A 19,545-nucleotide genomic window follows, 5' to 3' on the forward strand; every position below is an offset into this window, starting at 1 on the left:
TTTGCGGCATGCTGGGCGGACGCATCCCCCGCGGACTGGCAGCGAAAAGAGGAAGAATTGGCAATGAAGACAAAGACCGGTGGTCTCGTTTTTGGACTCGCGGTAACTGCCCTTGTAACTTTTGCAGCGGCCGCCCAGGCGCAGCAAGCCACCGAACTGGGCTCGTTCAACGCCTGGAGCGCCTGGCAGGCAACCGATGCCAGCGGCCAGATCTGCTACATTTCGGCCACCCCGACGAAGTCGGAACCCGCGGGCGCCAATCGCGACCCGATCCACTTCATGATCATCCATCGCAAGGGCCTCGGCACCAAGAACGAAGTCCAGACCCTGATCGGCTACCCGTTCAATGCGACCGCGGCCAATGCCAGCGCCTCGGTGGACGGAAAGTCCTATCCCATGGTCACCGAAGGTTCGGCCGCCTGGCTCGCCTCCACCGGCGACGAAGCAGGCTTCGTTTCCGCCTTCAAGGCCGGCAGCCAGCTCTTGATCAAGGGCACATCGCAGCGCGGTACCAATACCACCGACACCTATTCGTTGTCCGGTGCCACCGCCGCGATGAACGCCATCGACGCCGCCTGCAAGTGATTTGGGCTTTGCCCACTCCTGCATTTAGACCATAAAGGGCGCCGGGCTTTGGCCCGCTGCCCATCCTACCCCGCGAGTTTCCCATCCATGACCCTTGGAAAAAAATCCGCTCTCGCCCTCGCCCTGGTTCTTGCCACCGCGCTTCCGGCGCTGGCGCAGTCGGCACGGGTGCTGGGGGATTTCCGGGACTGGTCGAGCTACGCGGCTGACGACGGTTCGGGCACGATCTGCTTTGCCATGACCAAGCCCAAGACCTCGGACCCGGCAGCCGAAGGCCAGGGCTATCTCTACATCACCAATCGCCCCGGCGAGGATGTCGTCAGCGAGATCAATATCGTGGCCGGCTACACGTTCCAGACCGGCTCGGTCGCGACGATCAGCGTCGGCGGCCAGAGCTTTGCTCTCTTCACCCAGGGCGATGCCGCCTGGCTCGACGATTCCGGCCAGTCCGCCGCGCTCGCCGCCGCCATCCGCGCCGGATCTGCGCTGACCGTACAGGGCGTCAACGCCGCCGGCACCCAGGTGATCCAGAACTATTCGCTCTCGGGCGCCACCGCCGCACAGCAGGCCATCGGCGCCGAGTGCTGATCGGCCGCCATCCGGCGCGCCAACTTATCCAGCTTATCCCCGCCCCCTCCATCCCGTCATAAAATCAAAAAATTCCCCGCACGGGACGGAGTCGAGACGGACGGCTGCGTGGGATGCTGAGCGCACGGGACCGTTCCCGTGTGGGTTCGGGGGCTGGCCGCATGCGACGAGCGATCAAGTGCCGCTAAAAGTCTTGTCCAAAAAATCAGCGCCCCGAGGCGGCTTCGTCTCGCTACTAAAACATTCAGGGGCGAAGGCGCCTCGGGGTCCGTTCCAATTACAAAAAACCTGACGCGGAGACGCGGGCAGGACAAAGTGCTGGGCACCGCGCCCTGCACTCTTCGCAAAGCCGCCTCCCGCGGGCGTGACTTTGTGTTTTTCGCTCCCATATGCTATTGGCCGCGGACTTCCCGCATTTCTGACCTTTTTGAGCCGCCATGAGCATCGCGCTAAACCTCGACCATTCGACCGCCATCCGCCCTCAGGCGGCCGCACGGCCGTCGCTGATCGGCCTTTCCAAGGCGCAGCTCGCCGAAGCGCTCGTCGCCAATGACGTGGTGGGCGAAAAGGAAGGCCGCATGCGCTCGAGCCAGCTCTGGAACTGGCTCTATGTGAATGGCGTCACCGATTTCGACCGCATGACCAATGTGGCCAAGCCTGTGCGCCAGAAGCTGGCCGACACGTTTATTCTCGATCGCCCCGAAATCGTCACCGAACAGGTTTCCGTCGACGGCACCCGCAAGTGGCTCTTCCGCTTTCGCGATCCGCAGAACCCAAACTTTCCGGCCGTGGAAGTCGAAACCGTCTACATCCCCGAAAGTGACCGCGGCACGCTTTGTGTCTCGTCCCAAGTGGGCTGCACGCTGACCTGCTCCTTCTGCCACACCGGCACGCAGAAGCTGGTGCGCAACCTGACCGCAGGCGAAATCCTGGGCCAGATCCTCATGGCGCGCGAGCGTCTGGGTGATTTCCCCGGCGGTTCGCGCCCCGATGACGGTGGCCTTGTGCCGGGCGGCGAGAGCCGCGCCATCACCAATATCGTGATGATGGGCATGGGCGAGCCTCTCTACAATTTTGACAACGTCAAGCAGGCCCTGCTTATCGCTTCCGCTGGCGACGGCATGTCGATTTCCAAGCGCCGCATCACGCTCTCGACCTCGGGCGTCGTGCCCTATATCGGCCCGACCGGCAGCGAGATCGACGTCATGCTGGCTATTTCGCTCCACGCCGTACGCGACGACCTGCGCGACGTCTTGGTGCCGATCAACAAGAAGTGGCCGCTCAAGGAGCTGCTGGAAGCCTGCCGTAACTATCCCGGCCTTTCCAACGCCCGCCGCATTACCTTTGAATATGTGATGCTCGACGGCATCAACGATTCCGATGCCGAAGCCAAGGAACTGGTGCGGCTGCTGGCCGGCATCCCCGCCAAGATCAATTTGATCCCGTTCAACCCCTGGCCGGGTTCGAACTACGGCACTTCGCCCTCGAGCCGCATCGAGCGCTTTGCCGATATCGTCAACCGCGCAGGCTATGCCTCCCCCGTCCGCACCCCGCGCGGCCGCGACATTTTTGCCGCCTGCGGCCAGCTCAAGAGCGAGAGCGAACGCCTTTCCAAGAAGGATCGTGACGCCCTCGCCGGCGTCTGATGAAACCTTCGGCGCGGCGCGTCGAACAAGCCATCGCTGCCGTCGAGGCAGCGGCGGCCCGGCGCGCTCCGTCCACCTGCCCGCTTTGCGGCAGACCCATTCCCCCCGACGCCAAATCCAGCCGCCACCACCTGACGCCCCGCCTCAAGGGCGGCACGCATATGGGCACGGTGCGCCTCCACCAGATCTGCCACAGCGCCATTCATGCCCGGTTTTCGGAAACCGAGCTGGCTAAGCGTTTAGCAGACGTCGAAAGCCTCAAGGCCGATCCGGAGATTTCTGCTTTCATCGCCTGGGTACAAACCAAGCCTCCCGGCTTCCATGCACCGACGCGTATGACAAAGGAACGGCGGGAATCCAGAAAGGAGCGCTAGGCGCTATTCCCCCGCCACCCAGTCAATCGTCCAGCGCCCCCTGCCCTCGTCGCTCAGCACATCAGAAAGCACGGGCATCAGCACGCGCATTTCTTCTTCGAGCACGAAGGGCGGATTGATGACGATCATGCCGGTGCCATGGAGGCGCGGCGGGAGCGATGCTGCGCGAATCTTCAGCTCGAGCCGCAGGATTTTGGGGATGCCTGCTTCCGCGAGCATGTCGACGAAATCGGCGACGTGCTCGGGGTCCTTGATCGGATACCACAGGGCATAGAGCCCGGTCGGCCAACGCTTGTGAGCCTTGATCAGGTTCTGCGCCATGCGCTCGAATTCATTCCGCTCCTCGAAGGGCGGATCGATGAGGACAAGACCGCGCTTTTCCTTGGGCGACAGATGCGTGCCGAGGGCCTGCCAGCCATCGACATGGGTGACGCGAACCTGAAAATCGCCGGCAAAATTTTCGCGCAGGGCTTCGACATCGACCGGATGCAGTTCCAACGCCATCAGCCGATCCTGCTGGCGCAGCAGGTGGCGCGTGATCAGCGGCGAGCCGGGATAGAATCGCAGATTTCCATCAGGATTCTGCGCGCGAACCGCGCCGAGATAGGGCGCCAAAAGGTCCTGAGCCGGCTGGGGCAGACCGCGATCAATCAGGCGACCGATGCCATCAAACCATTCCCCGGTCTTTTCCGCCTTGTCGCCCTTGAGATCATAAAGCCCGACACCGGCATGGGTATCAATGACGCGAAAAGGCGCATCCTTTCGCATCAAGTAGGTGAGAATGCGGGTGAGAATGGTGTGCTTGACCACATCGGCAAAATTGCCGGCGTGGAAGACGTGACGATAGTTCATCAGTGGCGCGCCTGTGCCGTGAGAATAGTGGCGGCAAAGGCAGTGAAGATTGCCGCAAAGCTCCAGTTCAGAATGCGCTCGACCCATTTGCTGCGCTTGAATGCGGCTGCGAGCCAGTCGGCCGCCAGCACCGTAATGAGCCCGAGCGGGATCGACAGCAGCACGAATTCAAAGCCGAGGAAGAACAGCTTCGAGGTCGCACCGGGATCATGCGCATCGACGAATTGCGGCAGGAAGGTCACGAAGAACAAAACGACCTTGGGATTGAGCAAGTTGATGCCAAGGCCAGTTGCAAAACTCTGGCGCACTGTCGGCGGCTTCTTGGCCGCCTCGGCGATCCGCAGCCCACCGCCATGCACGATGGCCTGATAGGCCAGCCACAGCAGATAAAGCGCGCCGACGATTTTTAGCGCCAGGAAGAGGGGCGGCGCCGCAATGATCAGCACCGAAATGCCGAACGCCACGAGGGTCGTGTGCACCAGAATACCGGCCATGGCACCGAGCATGGCCGCTACGCCATGGGCACGGCCATAATTGATGGCGCGGCTCAGTTGCAGCGCCATATCGGGGCCGGGCGTGATGGCGAGTATCACAGTCGCCAGCGCAAAAGCCAAAATTACGGGCAGGTCAGGAACGAAGGCGGACATGGCTTGTTTGGCCTTGAGGCAGCGGAGTGTTGGACCGGTATCGCACTAACGCGGCGTGCTGAACAGGCTTCAACCCAGTGGCAGCTCAAAACTGCGCTTGATCGTCTCCATCGGCACATCCGTCTTGACGCTCTGCACGCTGGGAATGCGCATGAGATAGTCCGACTGGAACCGCCAATAGGCGTGAAGGTCGGTCGTAACGATGCGCATGATCGCGTCACACTCCCCCGTCGTCAGGTAGCACTCTGCGACTTCCGGATATTTTCGTACGGTTTCGGCGAACTGGTTCGTTGTCTCAGCATCCTGGGTTTTGAACCAGATGCGCGCAAAAACCGTCAGCCCCAGGCCCAATTTCTGCCCATTGAGCACGGCAACATACTGGTCGATGACGCCATTTTCCTCGAGCAGTTTTACCCGGCGAAGGCAGGGGGACGGCGACAACCCGACCTCATTGGCCAATTCCACATTGGACATGCGGCCATTGCGCTGCAATGCTTTCAAAATGCGGCGGTCGATGGCGTCAAGCATTTCTGGCATTTTTCGCAGCCGCCCATCTAAGAATTGGCATAATCTGCCAGAAAATGACAAAAACTTGCGATGATCGCAAGATTATTGCGCACATGGCGGCCTATCCTGTCACCATAAAGATCTTGGGACGACATCATGGCGAATGAAATCAAAAAGGTCGTGCTGGCCTATTCGGGCGGCCTCGACACCTCCATCATCCTGAAATGGCTGCAGGAGACCTATAATTGCGAAGTGGTGACCTTTACCGCTGACCTCGGCCAGGGCGAAGAGCTGGAACCGGCGCGCAAGAAGGCCGAAATGTTCGGCATCAAGGACATCCGCATCGAAGACCTGCGCGAAGAGTTCGTGCGCGATTTCGTCTTCCCGATGTTCCGCGCCAATACGGTCTATGAAGGCCAGTACCTGCTCGGCACCTCCATTGCCCGTCCGCTGATCGCCAAGCGCCTTGTCGAAATCGCCCAGGAAACCGGTGCCGACGCCATTTCCCATGGCGCCACCGGCAAGGGCAATGACCAGGTTCGCTTCGAGCTGACCGCCAACGCGCTTGATCCCTCGATCAAGGTGATCGCCCCCTGGCGTGAATGGGACCTGCGCTCGCGCACCCAGCTCCTCGCCTATGCCGAAGCCAATCAGATCCCGATCGCCAAGGACAAGCGCGGCGAGGCCCCCTTCTCGGTCGACGCCAACCTCCTGCACACGTCGTCCGAAGGCATGGTACTGGAAGACCCGGCAGTGCCGGCCCCCGACTATGTCGCCCAGCGCACGGTCGACCCGGAAAAGGCGCCGAACGAGCCCGAAATCATCACCATCGGCTATGAAAAGGGCGACCCGGTCTCGGTCAATGGCGTCAAGTTGTCGCCGGCTGCGCTGCTCACCAAGCTCAACGAGCTCGGCGGCAAGCATGGCGTCGGCCGTCTCGACCTCGTCGAAAACCGTTTCGTCGGCATGAAGTCGCGCGGTCTCTACGAAACCCCCGGCGGCGCGATCCTGCTCGTCGCCCACCGCGGCATAGAATCGATCACGCTCGACCGCGGCGAAGCTCACCTCAAGGATGAGCTGATGCCAAAGTATGCCGAGCTGATCTACAACGGCTTCTGGTTCTCGCCCGAGCGCGAAATGCTGCAGGCTCTGATCGACAAGAGCCAGGAATATGTTTCGGGCGAAGTGACCGTAAAACTCTACAAGGGCTCGGCATCCGTCATCGCCCGCTCATCGGCCAATTCGCTCTATTCGATGGACCTTGTCACCTTCGAAGAAGGCGCAGTGGCCTATGACCACAAGGACGCGGCCGGCTTCATCCGCCTCAATGGCCTGCGTCTCAAGACCTGGGCCGCTCGCAACAAGAAGGCAAACAGCTAAATGGCTTCCGGCGACGCGCCGCGCACTGGGCGCGTCGTCATTCTCAATGGCGCTCCGCGCTCGGGCAAATCCAGTCTTGCCGGGGCGATCCAGACGACCGTTCCCGGCACCTGGCTCAATACCGGTGTCGACAGTTTCATGGCGGCCCTGCCACCGGCCCTCATGCCCGGTATCGGTCTTCGCCCCGGTGGCGAACGGCCGGACCTCGAACCGGCCGTAGCAAAGCTCTATGATCTACTCTTCGCAACCATTCGCCTTCAGGCGCAGTCTGGCTTCGACATTGTAGCCGACCTCGGCATGCACGAGGATTATTCGGCGCCTCTCGGCATTCTCGACCGCGCCGCATCGACCCTTGGCCCGCTTGGAGCCGTGTTGATCGGCATCGACTGCGACCTCGACGAGATCATGCGTCGTCGCAATGCCGATCCCCAGGGCGGTTTTTACGCGACCGGAGACACTGCACCGCCACCAGTATTGCGCTGGCAGGACGCCGTGCACCGCGACAAGACCTATGACCTGAGGCTCGATATGGGCCGGCTGACGTCCGAAGACGGCGCCGCTCGGGTAGCGGCCTTACTCGCCGCGCCCCCAGCCCAAACCGTACTTGCACGCCTGGGCAGGAATTCATCCGCGTCATCGACTTAAGTCTGCGTTAAGCCCCTGCCTTTAGCTTCACCAAAGCGTCATGAAAGCAATGACACCGAGGGGATTGATGGGGGAACTGGACGCTGGCACGACCGACGTCGCTGACGCGCTGCTGCTCGACGCAGCGCTGGAAAACATCCCCTATGGTTTTTGTGTCTGGTCGCCGCAATTCCGGCTGGTCATGTGGAACAAGAATTACCGCGAATTCTACGGTTTTTCCGAAGATGCCATAAGAAAGGGCATGACGCTCGAAGAGGTGGTCCACCTCTCGCACAAGCTCGGCAATCACCCCGGCCAGAGCCCTGACGCTTTCTACGAAACCTATACGAGCGATCTGCTCTCCAATCGCGGCGGCATGCGCACCAAGAGCCAGGAAGTGGTCTATGGCGGGCGCATCGTCGAGACCGCCCATGTCTATTCCGAAAAGCTCGGCTGGGTCGTGACGCATGAAGACGTCACCGACGAAATCCAGATGTCCGAGACGGTGCAGAAGCGCAAGCTCGAGCTCGAACGCCAGAATATCCGGCTCGACGCGGCCGTGAACAACATTTCCATTGGCCTGTGCATGATGGACGCCAAGGGGCGTCTGGTCATCTGCAACGAGCCCTATTCGCGCATCTACAATCTGCCGGATGAATTCGTCCGGCCTGGCGCACAGCTTGAAGACATTCTGGGGCATCTCTTCGATGGAGGCATGAGCGCCGGCGGGGACCGCGAAGACTATATTCTCTGGCGCCGCGAGGTCATCGCCAAGCGCGAATATGGCAAGAACGTTCACGAGCTCAACGGCCGCATCATCCTGATGCAGCACCATCCGATGAAGGATGGAGGCTGGGTGTCCACACACGAAGACATTACCGAGCAGCGGCAGAACGAAGCGCGTATCCACCATCTCGCCCGCCACGACGCGCTGACCGACCTGCCCAACCGTGCCGAATTCCTCGAGGAAATGGCCCGTACCGAGGCCGGGTTGAAGCGCGGCGAAATGGCGGCGGTGCTCTATATCGACCTCGACCACTTCAAGGCCGTCAACGACACGCTCGGCCATGCCGTGGGTGACGAGGTCATCAAGCAAGCCGCCGTGCGCCTCTGGGGCACGACGCGGGAAAGCGACCTGCTCGCCCGCCTTGGCGGCGACGAATTTGCCCTGCTGCTACGTCCCATCGACAGCGCCGATGCCGCGGCACGCATTGCCGACCGCATCATCAAGGCCATGGGCGCCCCCATGAACATCCGCGGCCAGCAGATCGAGATCGGCGCCAGCGTCGGTATCGCCGTCGGGCCCGGTGATGGCCTGACCACCGATACGCTGGTCAAAAATGCCGATCTCGCGCTCTACAAGGCGAAAAGCGAAGGCCGCTCGACCTACCACTTCTTCGAGACCGGCATGGATGCCGAGCTGCAGCAGCGGCGCCTGATCGAGGCGGGGCTGCGCCTGGCGCTGAGCCGGAATGAATTCCGCCTGATGTATCAGCCCCTCCTCGGCCTTGCGGAAAACCGCGTCACCTGCGTCGAAGCCCTGCTGCGCTGGGATTTTGAGGGCCGCACCGTGTCACCGGCCGAATTCGTGCCCGTAGCCGAGGAAACCGGGCTGATTTCGGCCATCGGTCAATGGGTGCTCAACGAGGCCTGCAGCACCGCTGCCAGCTGGCCCAAAACCGTGCGCATCGCCGTCAATCTCTCGCCGGTGCAGTTCCGCCAGCGCGACCTCGTCACCCAGGTCCGCCGGGCGCTCAGCAATGCGCGGCTCGACCCCAGCCGGCTCGAACTCGAAATCACCGAAAGCCTGCTGCTGACCGACAGCGAATCGACGCTCAAGGCCCTGCACGAACTGCGCGCCATGGGTGTGCGCATTTCCATGGACGATTTTGGCACCGGCTATTCCTCGCTCTCCTACCTGCGCTCCTTCCCCTTCGACAAGATCAAGATCGACCGCTCCTTCATCCGCGATCTTGCCAGCCGCGCCGACAGCCAGGCGATCATTCGCGCCGTGATCGGGCTCGGTCAGTCGCTGGGGATGTCGACCACGGTGGAAGGGGTCGAAACCGAGGAACAGCTGGCGCTGGTGCGCGCCCAGGGCGTTTCCGAGGTGCAGGGCTTCTTGTTTTCTCCTCCCATTTCCGGCGCGGCGCTGGCGAACCTGCTTCACGCAGAAATCGCTCTGGCCAAGGCTTCTTAGCCAAAATGCGCGGCCGCCTTTACACGCAGCTGCTCTCCATCGCCGCCCGGGAGCACACGACCGCCGAGGCGGAAGATGTGGTGCAGGAGGCGCTGATCTCCGCCATCGCCGCAGGCCGCAGCGATATCGAAAACCCCGACAATGCCCGCTGGCTCACCGGCGTCGTGCGCAACCGCGCCCGCATGGAGGCGCGCACGGCACGGCGTCGAAAAGGCCGGGAAACCGCCTGGCAGGCGGCCCGGGCGCCGGACGCAAAAACCAGTGACGCCAAACCGGACGATATTCTGGCCGGCCTTCCCCCGGCTTTGCGCATTTTGGCAGCCCTGGTGCTGACCGGGCATAACCGACGTGAAATCGCCTATCTGCTGCACCTGCCCGATACCGCCCTGCGCCAGCGGGTTTCGGCGCTCAAACGGCATCTGACCGCCAAAAATCTGGCAGCGCCCGAGGAATTGACCGGGCTTAGCCTGGACTTGGCCTATGGTCGCATCCGCGACGTGCTCTTGCCCGCACTCCTCCGCCATGGCGGGGTTTTTGCGAGCCACGATCCGGACGGCCATCTTTTTCTGATAAAGCGCTCACAAACGGACACGCCGCGGCAATAGGGTGATGTAACTAGTATTGGAGCCTGCCATGAGCCTCAAACCCAAGAATGTCAGCATTGTCTTTTACGTCAGCGACATCCTTCGCACCGAAAGTTTCTATAACGAAACGCTGGGCCTTGGTCTCGAGCGCATGGAGGGTGCCGAGCCCTTCTGGCTGCAGGGCAGCATCGAGCAGGGCCCGGATCTGATCTTCTTCCAGCAGGACGGCAAGCGCGGCGACACGCCGGCCATCGTCTTTGAACTGGACGAAGGCGGCATCGACGACGTGGTGGCGGAACTGGCGCAAAAGGGCGTCAATATCGTCACCCCCGTTTCCGAAGCCCCCGGCGGCTGGAGCGCCGACTTTCTGGACCCGGATGGCTTTGGTCTCGGCCTCTGGCAATCAGGCGAACTGCCCCGATCGGTGAAGGGCTGATCTGCTCTCCCACGACGTCATTCCCGCGAAAGCGGGAATCTCTCTTCGCCTGAAACAGAGATCCCCGCTTTCGCGGGGATGATACCGCGTTTGGGTTGGCATCAGGCCAGCCGCCGATAGACCTGCACCACATTGCCCTTTGAGGTGGTGCGGGCACGGACCAGTTCGAGGCGCGTCGTCGGATCGCCCGGCTCGAACAGGTGCCGCCCCTTGCCGGCGATGACCGGGTGGGTGATCAGCGTCAATTCATCCATCAGCCCGGCAAAGACCAGCTGTCGCACCAGCGAAATGCCGCCCATAGCGCAGACGTCGCTGCCTTCGCCTGCTTTGAGCGCGCGGACAAAGTCGAGGAAGTCGCCCTCGATCAGGCTGGCATTGGTCCAGCTCACTTCGGACGGCTTCAAGGTTTCCGAAGCGACGAATTTTTCGACGCCATTGATGAAGCCGGCAAAATCGAGGTCCTGGCTCGCATTGGGCCAATAACCCGCCCATTCGGAATAGCCCACCCGCCCCATCAGCACGGTGCCGATATTGCCCATGATGGTGCCCATTTCCTGGCCCAGCTCATCATCGAAGGAATCGAACTGAAACTCGTTGGGCGCCTCGACAACGCCATCGACAGAATGAAAGAGGCCGGCAATCACTTTACGCATTGTATGTCCCTTCTTTCTCGGGCCCCCTGCCCGATCGTTGCTGCGACGAATGAGGAAGTGAAAGTTCGACAATTTTTGTTTTGGTTTTTTTGCCCCGCTGGTAGCGCTCTTCCACTGATTGTCGCCCCGGCGTACACCGGATCGATCTCCCGCATGTGCGACTGCTGCGGACCAAGCCATCACAGGATGGGCCCTGGCCTCAGCCGGGGTGACAGCCGGTGGATAGGAAGCACCACCACCCTGCCCGCGTCTCCGCGTCAGGTTTTTGCAAAAGGAACGGACCCCGAGGCGCCTTCGCCCCTGAGTATTTTAGTGAGTGAGACGAAACCGCCTCGGGGCCCGCCATGTGAGCATAGCTCACATGGCCTTCTCTCTAAAAATCGCTCCACTGGAGCGATTTTGCCTGCGGCACAGTTCGAAGTTTTTTGGACAAGACTTTTAGCGGCACTTGATCGCTCGTCGCATGCGGCCAGCCCCCGAACCCACACGGGAACGGTCCCGTGCGCTCAGCATCCCCGCAGCCGTCCGTCTCGACTCCGTCCCGTGCGGGGAATTTTTTGATTTTATGACGGAGTGGAGGGGGCGGGGATAAGTTCTTTGGCATATCCCCCCCAAACCATCGAAAAGGCCCGGGATTGCTCCCGGGCCTTCTTCTTCAATTCAGTGCAGACTGCGTCTGCCTAGCCACCCATATGCGCCAGCACGGCCAGCAGCAGCAGTGCCACGATATTGGTGATCTTGATCATCGGATTGACGGCCGGGCCGGCCGTGTCCTTGTAGGGGTCGCCGACGGTGTCGCCGGTGACGGAAGCCTTGTGGGCGTCTGAGCCCTTGAAATGCTTGACGCCGTGGCTGTCGGTAAAACCGTCCTCAAAACTCTTCTTGGCATTGTCCCAGGCGCCGCCGCCGGCGGTCATGGAGATGGCGACGAAGAGACCCGTCACGATGACGCCCATCAGCATGGCGCCGAGGGCGGAGAAGCCGGCGGCGGGGCCGGCGATCCAGTTGATGAGGAAGAAAACCAGGATCGGCGACAGCACCGGCAGCAGCGAGGGGACGATCATTTCCTTGATCGCGGCCTTGGTGAGCATGTCGACGGCACGGCCATAGTCCGGCTTGTCGGTGCCAAGCATGATGCCCGGCTTTTCCTTGAACTGGCGGCGCACTTCCACCACGACCGACTGGGCGGCGCGACCCACCGCAGTCATCGACATACCACCGAACAGAAATGGCAAAAGACCGCCGAAGAGGAGGCCGACGACGACATATGGGTCGGCCAGCGAGAAGGTGAGCGCGCCCATGCCGGCAAAGATGGCCGGCGCATCAGGCAGGGACGAGAAGTAGATCAGGTCCTGCGTATAGGCGGCAAAGAGCACCAGGGCACCAAGGCCGGCCGAACCGATGGCATAGCCCTTGGTGACGGCCTTGGTCGTATTGCCTACCGCATCGAGCGCGTCGGTATTGTGGCGCACTTCCTTGTCGAGGCCAGCCATTTCGGCAATGCCGCCGGCATTGTCGGTGACCGGGCCAAAGGCGTCGAGCGCCACGATCATGCCGGCCAAAGCCAGCATGGTTGCCACCGCGAAGGCGATGCCGAAAAGGCCAGCCAGCGAATAGGTGACGATGATGCCGGCGATGATGACCAGAGCCGGCAGGGCGGTCGATTCCAGCGACACGGCAAGGCCCTGGATGACATTGGTGCCATGGCCGGTGACCGAGGCCTCGGCGATGGAGTTCACCGGGCGGCGATTGGTGCCGGTATAGTATTCGGTGATGACGATGATCAGCCCGGTGATGACGAGACCGGTGACGCCGCACCAGAAGAGGTGCCAGGGCGTAAAGGTCTTGTCTGATGTTTCGATGGCGAGGTTCATATCGCCGAAGAGCAGCCACAGGACTGGTAAAAGGGCGACCAGTGACAAAACACCCGAGGCTATGACGCCCTTGTAGAGCGCGCCCATGATGTTGTTGTCGGCGCCCAATTTGACGAAATAGGTGCCTATGATGGAGGTGATGACGCAGGCCCCGCCAATGGCGAGGGGCAGCACCATGCCGGTCAGTTTGAGCGCTTCGGGCAGGATGATCGCCGCCAGCACCATGGTGGCGACGATGGTGACCACATAGGTTTCAAAAAGGTCGGCGGCCATGCCGGCGCAATCGCCAACGTTGTCGCCCACATTGTCGGCGATGGTGGCGGGATTGCGCGGATCGTCTTCCGGAATACCGGCTTCGACCTTGCCCACCATGTCGCCGCCGACGTCAGCGCCCTTGGTAAAGATGCCGCCGCCGAGACGGGCGAAGATGGAAATCAGCGAAGCGCCGAAGGAGAGGGCGACGAGCGAGTCGATGACGACGCGGCTCGTGGGTGCATTGCCCATGCCTGTGAGGATGATGAAATAAAGCGTCACCCCGAGGAGGCCGAGGCCTGCCACCAGCATGCCGGTGACGGCGCCGGATTTGAAGGCGAGGTCGAGCCCTTTGGAGAGCGAGGAAATGGCCGCCTGGGCGACGCGCACATTGGCGCGCACCGAAACGTTCATGCCGATAAAGCCGGCTGCGCCCGAGAGCACGGCGCCGATGAGGAAGCCGATAGCCGCATGCGGTCCCAGCAGCAGCCAGGCGGCAATGAGGATGACCACGCCGACAATGGCGATGGTGGTATATTGGCGTTTGAGATAGGCCGAAGCGCCTTCGCGTACGGCGGCGGAAATTTCCTGCATACGGGCAGAACCAGCATCAGCCTTGAGCAGGCCCTGCGTGGTGACGATGCCATAAACAACAGCCAAACCGCCGCAGGCGACGATCAGCCAAAGTGCCAGATCCATGAAAACCGTTCCTCGAATGAAAAGATTCGAGGCCCGCCCCGGTCGTGGCCAGCTCTTTTTGGGTGCGACTTGCCCCCTGTCCGGTCCGCAACCGCCCTCCGGCGGACCTCCTCCCAAGGGGAAGATTACCGGGATTGTTCCGTTAAGCAATTGGAAAGTGTGGCGGTTTGTCGCGGCCCATCAGAGCATTGCGAGCGGGGCAGAAGACTAGCGGCTGAACGGCAGGTCGGCGGGTCTGGCGACGCCGCCCTTGCCAGTCAGGCGAGAAGGCCGGACGTCGACATGGCATTCCTGATCAGGTGCCGGACAGATGATGATGTAGCCATCGACCGAGATGACGACGGAGCCGGATGGGTCGATATGTGCCCGGCAGCGGCTCGGCTGGGCATTGCATGAGCGCGTGGCATCGATCCCCTTCATGGCAAAGGCGGGCGGGATGAAGGCGGCGGAGAGCGTGGTCAGGGCGAGAGCGGCAAGAAGGAACCTGTACATTTGAGAACCCCTGCGGTTCTGGTGGCGTTGCACAAGACTGTCGCTGGCGCGCTGAACTCGCCCTGAATAGGGTGTTCAGGCGTCGGAGAGTGCGGCAAGGCGCGCCAGCAGCGCGTCAGTCTGGGGAGCGATGCGCAAGGTTTTCTGTCGCGCCGTCTCGCCGCTGACGAGGGCTATCGATGATTTTGGAATGCCGAGGGTTTTGGCGAGGAGCGCGATCACGGCGGCATTGGCCTTGCCCTTGTCGGGCACGGCGCTGACGCGAAGGCGGAGGACGGACGTGCCATCGTCGCGGTTCTCGACACCATCTATGGCATCGCGCCCGGCATTGGGCGTGACGCGGAGGAACAATAAGAGTCCCTCCGGCGTCGGTCGGAAGAAGCTAGATGCCGGCGCGGGCAACGGCTGGATAGATATAGTAGCCGATGATCGACTGGATGAAGAAGATGATCAGGAAGGCCACCAGCGGGGAGAGGTCGAGGCCCGAGAAATTGGGCAGCACGCGCCTAAGGGGCCGCAGCACCGGTTCGGTCAGCTGATTGAGCACGCGCCAGACCGCTTCGACGAACTGGTTGCGGGTATTGATCACGTTGAAGGAGATCAGCCAGCTCATGATGATCATGATGAGCAGGACCCACCAATAGAGCTGGAGCAGGATGAGAATGATATCGAGAACGGCGCGCATGGGCGTCTCCGCGAGAAAAGTTCCGAGTTATCTAGTGGGTTAGTGGCAAGGCGACAAGGCCACCCCGAGCGCTTCGAGGAAAAGTGGGTACCGGTTTTCCCTCGCCGAAGCGCGACCATCTAGAAAAGCCGGAGCCCCGCACCGGGCAAGCGATACGGGGCCCAAATGACTGACATCCGGTATGCAGTACAAGGGTCCGGACACTAATTCCATTGCATGAAGCGTGCCAAGTGCGCGGCCCCGCAAAACCGGGGGCAAAGATTAAGCACCTGTTACGATTGGCCTTTTTCCTATTTTTCCGTTTCGCAAAATGCGAAGCGCGTTGCAAAATGCGAGGCAGAACTGCATCAGGCCTTGGCTTGGCTGGGCTTCCAGGTCGCGACCTTGACGAGGTAAAGCAGGACCACAAGGCCGAGGACAATGTAGCTCAGGGGATCGAGCACGACTTCGATGACCTCGTAATGCTCATGCAGGATGTAGCCGGCGAGCGTGAGAAAGGTGTTCCAGATCAAGGCGCCCGAAGTCGAGGCGAGGAGGAAGACCGGCAGGCTCATGCGCGACAAGCCCGCGGGAATGGAAATGAGCGTGCGGATCAGCGGGATCAGCCGGCCGAAAAGCACGATGATGGGCCCGAAGCGGCGGAACCAGCCAACCGCAACATCGATCTCGTCGGCATTGAAGGCCATGACACGCCCAAAGCGATCGGCGAGATAGCGCACCCGTTCGAGCCCGAAAAGACGGCCGGCAAAATACCAAGGCAACATGCCGACGACAGCGCCGATAGTTGCGGCGGCAAGAACACCGAAGAGATTGAGGTCGCCATTGGCGGCGGCGAAGCCGGCAAAGGGAATGATCAGTTCCGAGGGTATGGGCGGAAAGATCGATTCAGCGAGCATGACGAGGAAGATCCCGAGATATCCGAGTTCGGAAATGGTCTGGATAATCCAATCGGTCATGCGGCACTCCTTGCACTGGACTTAAAAGAATGCCCGGACAAGCCGGGCATTCCTGTGACATTCGCGGATGAGTTTTAAGAAAACTCTTAGGCCGACTTGGCGGCGCGGCTCATGCGCTTGCGATCGTTGGGATCAAGCCAGATCTTGCGCAGGCGGATCGATTTGGGCGTCACTTCGACATATTCGTCTTCGGCGATATAGCCGAGCGACTGTTCGAGGGTCAGCTTCTTCGGGGTCGTCAGGCGCACCGCTTCGTCCTTGGAGGTCGTGCGGATATTGGTGAGCTGCTTGCCCTTGAGCGCGTTGACTTCAAGGTCGTTCTCGCGGGAGTGCTCGCCCACGATCATGCCTTCATAGATGTCGACACCGGCATCGATCATGATCGGGCCGCGGTCTTCGAGGTTCCAGAGCGCGAAGGCAACGGACTGGCCGGTGCCGTTCGAGATCAGCACGCCGGTGCGACGGCCAGGCAGTTCGCCCTTATACGGCACGAAGGAGTGGAACAGGCGGTTGAAGATAGCGGTACCGCGGGTGTCCGAAAGCAGTTCAGGCTGGTAGCCGATCAGCGAGCGGGTGGGGACCAGCAGCTGGATGCGGGTACGGCCGACGCCGGACGGGCGCATGTCGGTCAGTTCGCCCTTGCGCTCGGTGAGCTTTTGGACGACGGCGCCGGTGAATTCGTCATCGACGTCGATGATGACTTCTTCGATCGGCTCGTGACGGGCGCCATCGATGTCCTGCATGAGAACTTTCGGGCGACCGATGGTCAGCTCAAAGCCTTCGCGGCGCATGTTTTCGATGAGAACGGCGAGCTGAAGTTCGCCGCGGCCGGCAACGTCATAGGAGTCGTTGTCGTCGCCGGGGGTGACGCGGATGGCGACATTGCCTTCGGCTTCGCGCATCAGGCGTTCACGGATAACGCGCGACTGCACCTTGTCGCCTTCGCGGCCGGCCAGCGGGCCGTCATTGATGCGGAAGGTGACCGACAGGGTCGGGGGATCGATCGGCTTGGCTTCGATCGGCTTGGTCACCGAAGTGGCACAGAGCGTGTCGGCCACGGTCGAGGTGACGAGACCGGCAATGGCGACGATGTCGCCGGCTTCGCCGATATCGACCGGGGTACGTTCAAGGCCACGGAAAGCGAGAACCTTGGAAACGCGGCCCTTTTCGACTTCCTTGCCTTCACGGTTGAGCGTGTGGATGGGGTCGTTGGCCTTGACGGAACCCGAGGTAATACGGCCGGTCAGGATGCGGCCGAGGAACGGGTTGCGCTCGATGGTGGTGACCAGCATGCGGAAGGCGCCTTCTTCGACGCTCGGCTCCGGCACGTGTTCGATGACCTTGTCGAGCAGCGGGCCGAGGCTTTCCTTCGGACCTTCCGGCTCGGCAGCCATCCAGCCCTGCTTGGCCGAACCGTAGAGAACCGGGAAATCAAGCTGCTCGGGCGAAGCGTCGAGGGCGATAAAAAGATCAAAAATCTCTTCGAGCACTTCGAGGTGGCGCTCGTCGGACTTGTCGATCTTGTTGATGGCAACGATCGGACGCAGGCCCTGGGCCAGCGCCTTGCCAAGCACGAACTTGGTCTGCGGCATCGGGCCTTCAGCGGCGTCAACGAGGATGACGACGCCGTCAACCATGGAGAGAATGCGCTCGACTTCGCCGCCGAAGTCGGCGTGGCCGGGCGTGTCGACGATATTGATGCGGGTGTCCTTCCAGAGCAGGGAAGTCACCTTGGCCAGAATGGTGATACCGCGCTCGCGCTCGATATCATTGCTGTCCATGGCGCGTTCTTCAACGCGCTCGTTTTCGCGAAATGAGCCCGACTGCTTGAGCAGGACATCGATCAGGGTGGTCTTACCGTGGTCAACGTGGGCGATGATGGCAATATTGCGCAGGGACATGGGCACCGGGGCGTTGGGCATGGTCCAGCGGCGCCAGAGGCAAACGGCCAAATCATGCGGAAAACAGGAAACGCCAGCTGCATTATGGGCAGTCTGGCGCTTTTCGGTGCGGCTATTACAGAAAAACAGCGCTCTTAACAAGCGCCGCCAATGCAGGGCGGGAATGCGTGAAAGACGAGATGGCCCCCAATTCCGGTTCCGCGGCGAATATGGGATGGGTTTGCTGACTGAGACTCCTGGAAAAATGCCACTCTAGCGTTCGTGAGCTAGGCACTGCCGGCGAGCCTGACATTCTGGCCCGGCCAATGGCGCTCCTCCATGGCATCAGGCGCGATGGTGATCCTGTCGCGGCCGCTTTCCTTGGCGGCGTACAGCGCCTTGTCGGCCCGGGCGGTCAATCCATCGAGGTTTTCGTCGACGAGGTGCCGCGCAATGCCGGCGCTTGCGGTCACGCCCCAACCGATATCGTCGCCAAAATCGGAGGTCGATAGCCCGGACCGGACCGCATCGGCAAACTGCCGTGCTGTGCTGAGATCACAGTCCGGAAGGATAACGGCGAACTCCTCGCCCCCCACGCGCCCCGCTATGCCGCGCGGCACGGACATGTCGCGCAGGATCCGGCCTAGCCGGGAAATAACCCGGTCACCCGCCGCATGCCCGGCCGTATCGTTGACCCGCTTGAAATGGTCGATATCGAACAGGATCATGTAGATCGGACGGGCGCCAGCCACCCGCAAAAGGCCCACGGCAGTCTCTTCGAAGGTCGCCCGATTGAGCAGACCCGTCATGGCATCAATGCTTGAACGTTCCCGCATCCTGTCGAGCTCGCTCAGCATGTCGCGCATGACCAATGCTATGGCCATGGCCAGCAGCGCCACCACTGTGATCAGCGTCACCGTCAAGGGCTGCTCGACCGGCGGATGCGGGCCGGCCGGCGGCGCAAAATCGAGCAGTCCAGGCTGGGCCGGGCGCGGATTGAGCGAGATGGGTGCCCCAGGATCGCCCGCCTCGCCAAAGCCGCCGCGCAGGGCCGATGGCGGACGGCGCGGTGACAGGGCGCGGGCGAGCCCTCCCGGATGGATCAGCGACAAGAGGCTGACAATGGCGATGCCGACGACCAGGACCAGCCCATAACCCCAGGCACCGGCGCGATAGACCAGCACGGCCGACCAGGCCATAAAGATCACCGTGGGAATGGGGCCGATCAGAAACCAGTAATGCGGCCGCGCATGCAGCACGGTCAGCGTGGTCGCCATCACGAGGAAAAGCGCTCCACAGGCGAGTATGCGGCCGAGGGGGCTGATGCGGGTGGCGCCTTCGCGATACAGCCCATAGGCCACGAGGCAGGCCGCCGCGTAAAAACTGCCCCAGCTGAGCCAGAGGACAGGGACAACCGGCTTTTCGAAACGCAGCGTCGCTGTCGCCAACCACAAGGCCAGCAAGGCAAAGCTGCCGGCCCACCAGACAAAGGCCTTCAATCGGCGGTTGATCGCATAGGCAACGAGCAGCGCGACCGCCAGCAGTAGCGCTGTGACAGCGGCGGCGAGCGAAAACACATCGACCTGGGCCACTTCAATCATTCCCTCTTTGCCCACGAGCATAGGGGAGGC

At 61.7% G+C, this 19,545-nt stretch carries 20 protein-coding genes; 9 read left to right on the forward strand and 11 right to left on the reverse strand.

Annotated features, from left to right (window positions below; translation table 11 throughout):
* Positions 1-63 precede the first annotated feature (63 nt).
* The 4 genes from NVV77_RS11255 to NVV77_RS11270 all read left to right on the forward strand — a co-directional run bounded on the left by NVV77_RS11255 (position 64) and on the right by NVV77_RS11270 (position 3,193).
* On the forward strand, positions 64-585 hold the full coding sequence (locus tag NVV77_RS11255; protein ID WP_295413085.1) for an invasion associated locus B family protein: 522 nt from the start codon (positions 64-66) through the stop codon (positions 583-585).
* Between the two features lie 87 nt (positions 586-672).
* The gene (locus tag NVV77_RS11260) at positions 673-1,173 is read left to right on the forward strand and encodes an invasion associated locus B family protein (protein ID WP_295413086.1); all 501 of its coding nucleotides are present in this window, start codon (positions 673-675) and stop codon (positions 1,171-1,173) included.
* Positions 1,174-1,610: 437 nt separating this feature from the next.
* Positions 1,611-2,819: a 23S rRNA (adenine(2503)-C(2))-methyltransferase RlmN gene (gene rlmN / locus NVV77_RS11265; protein ID WP_295413088.1), complete on the forward strand. Its 1,209-nt coding sequence runs from the start codon at positions 1,611-1,613 to the stop codon at positions 2,817-2,819.
* Positions 2,819-3,193, forward strand: coding sequence for a restriction endonuclease (locus NVV77_RS11270; RefSeq protein ID WP_295413091.1), 375 nt, complete (start codon positions 2,819-2,821; stop codon positions 3,191-3,193). Before rlmN ends, NVV77_RS11270 begins: the two co-directional genes overlap by 1 nt.
* Positions 3,194-3,196: 3 nt before the next feature.
* Here the strand turns inward: NVV77_RS11270 and NVV77_RS11275 are convergent, their stop codons facing one another.
* The 3 genes from NVV77_RS11275 to NVV77_RS11285 form a co-directional block, all read right to left on the reverse strand.
* On the reverse strand, positions 3,197-4,045 hold the full coding sequence (locus NVV77_RS11275; RefSeq protein WP_295413094.1) for a 23S rRNA (adenine(2030)-N(6))-methyltransferase RlmJ: 849 nt from the start codon (positions 4,043-4,045) through the stop codon (positions 3,197-3,199).
* On the reverse strand, positions 4,045-4,692 hold the full coding sequence (locus NVV77_RS11280) for a LysE family translocator (protein ID WP_295413095.1): 648 nt from the start codon (positions 4,690-4,692) through the stop codon (positions 4,045-4,047). The genes NVV77_RS11275 and NVV77_RS11280 overlap by 1 nt, the downstream gene beginning before the upstream one ends.
* Positions 4,693-4,761: 69 nt before the next feature.
* Positions 4,762-5,229 (reverse strand): Lrp/AsnC family transcriptional regulator, encoded by a 468-nt coding sequence (locus tag NVV77_RS11285; protein WP_295413098.1) that lies wholly within the window; start codon positions 5,227-5,229, stop codon positions 4,762-4,764.
* Positions 5,230-5,355: 126 nt separating this feature from the next.
* Here NVV77_RS11285 and NVV77_RS11290 point away from each other — a divergent pair, with 126 nt between their 5' ends.
* The 5 genes from NVV77_RS11290 (at position 5,356) to NVV77_RS11310 (ending at position 10,423) form a co-directional block, all read left to right on the forward strand.
* Positions 5,356-6,579: an argininosuccinate synthase gene (locus NVV77_RS11290; protein ID WP_295413101.1), complete on the forward strand. Its 1,224-nt coding sequence runs from the start codon at positions 5,356-5,358 to the stop codon at positions 6,577-6,579.
* Positions 6,580-7,224: a chloramphenicol phosphotransferase gene (locus NVV77_RS11295; protein WP_295413103.1), complete on the forward strand. Its 645-nt coding sequence runs from the start codon at positions 6,580-6,582 to the stop codon at positions 7,222-7,224.
* 67 nt (positions 7,225-7,291) lie between these two features.
* Positions 7,292-9,403: an EAL domain-containing protein gene (locus NVV77_RS11300; protein ID WP_295413104.1), complete on the forward strand. Its 2,112-nt coding sequence runs from the start codon at positions 7,292-7,294 to the stop codon at positions 9,401-9,403.
* Positions 9,404-9,408: 5 nt separating this feature from the next.
* Positions 9,409-10,008, forward strand: a complete 600-nt coding sequence (locus tag NVV77_RS11305) for a sigma factor (RefSeq protein WP_295413107.1) — start codon at positions 9,409-9,411, stop codon at positions 10,006-10,008.
* Between the two features lie 28 nt (positions 10,009-10,036).
* Positions 10,037-10,423 carry a VOC family protein gene (locus tag NVV77_RS11310; RefSeq protein ID WP_295413110.1) on the forward strand — a complete coding sequence of 129 codons (387 nt, stop codon included), beginning with the start codon at positions 10,037-10,039 and terminating at the stop codon, positions 10,421-10,423.
* Between the two features lie 101 nt (positions 10,424-10,524).
* Here the strand turns inward: NVV77_RS11310 and NVV77_RS11315 are convergent, their stop codons facing one another.
* The 8 genes from NVV77_RS11315 to NVV77_RS11350 all read right to left on the reverse strand — a co-directional run bounded on the left by NVV77_RS11315 (position 10,525) and on the right by NVV77_RS11350 (position 19,515).
* Entirely contained in the window at positions 10,525-11,076 is a 552-nt protein-coding gene (locus NVV77_RS11315) for a dihydrofolate reductase family protein (RefSeq protein WP_295413113.1), read from the reverse strand.
* A 680-nt stretch (positions 11,077-11,756) separates the two neighbouring features.
* Positions 11,757-13,901 (reverse strand): sodium-translocating pyrophosphatase, encoded by a 2,145-nt coding sequence (locus NVV77_RS11320; protein WP_295413115.1) that lies wholly within the window; start codon positions 13,899-13,901, stop codon positions 11,757-11,759.
* A gap of 207 nt (positions 13,902-14,108) precedes the next feature.
* Entirely contained in the window at positions 14,109-14,393 is a 285-nt protein-coding gene (locus NVV77_RS11325) for a hypothetical protein (RefSeq protein ID WP_295413118.1), read from the reverse strand.
* A gap of 75 nt (positions 14,394-14,468) precedes the next feature.
* Positions 14,469-14,795, reverse strand: a complete 327-nt coding sequence (locus NVV77_RS11330) for a DUF167 family protein (protein ID WP_295413121.1) — start codon at positions 14,793-14,795, stop codon at positions 14,469-14,471.
* The gene (locus NVV77_RS11335) at positions 14,776-15,078 is read right to left on the reverse strand and encodes a YggT family protein (RefSeq protein ID WP_295413124.1); all 303 of its coding nucleotides are present in this window, start codon (positions 15,076-15,078) and stop codon (positions 14,776-14,778) included. The genes NVV77_RS11330 and NVV77_RS11335 overlap by 20 nt, the downstream gene beginning before the upstream one ends.
* Before the next feature lie 347 nt (positions 15,079-15,425).
* On the reverse strand, positions 15,426-16,034 hold the full coding sequence (locus tag NVV77_RS11340; protein WP_295413126.1) for a DedA family protein: 609 nt from the start codon (positions 16,032-16,034) through the stop codon (positions 15,426-15,428).
* Positions 16,035-16,120: 86 nt separating this feature from the next.
* On the reverse strand, positions 16,121-17,935 hold the full coding sequence (typA, locus tag NVV77_RS11345) for a translational GTPase TypA (RefSeq protein WP_295414438.1): 1,815 nt from the start codon (positions 17,933-17,935) through the stop codon (positions 16,121-16,123).
* Between the two features lie 266 nt (positions 17,936-18,201).
* The gene (locus NVV77_RS11350; RefSeq protein ID WP_295413129.1) at positions 18,202-19,515 is read right to left on the reverse strand and encodes a diguanylate cyclase; all 1,314 of its coding nucleotides are present in this window, start codon (positions 19,513-19,515) and stop codon (positions 18,202-18,204) included.
* Positions 19,516-19,545 lie beyond the last annotated feature (30 nt).

The sequence above is a fragment of the Devosia sp. genome, from assembly GCF_024707125.1.
In the GTDB taxonomy this organism is placed as follows: domain Bacteria; phylum Pseudomonadota; class Alphaproteobacteria; order Rhizobiales; family Devosiaceae; genus Devosia.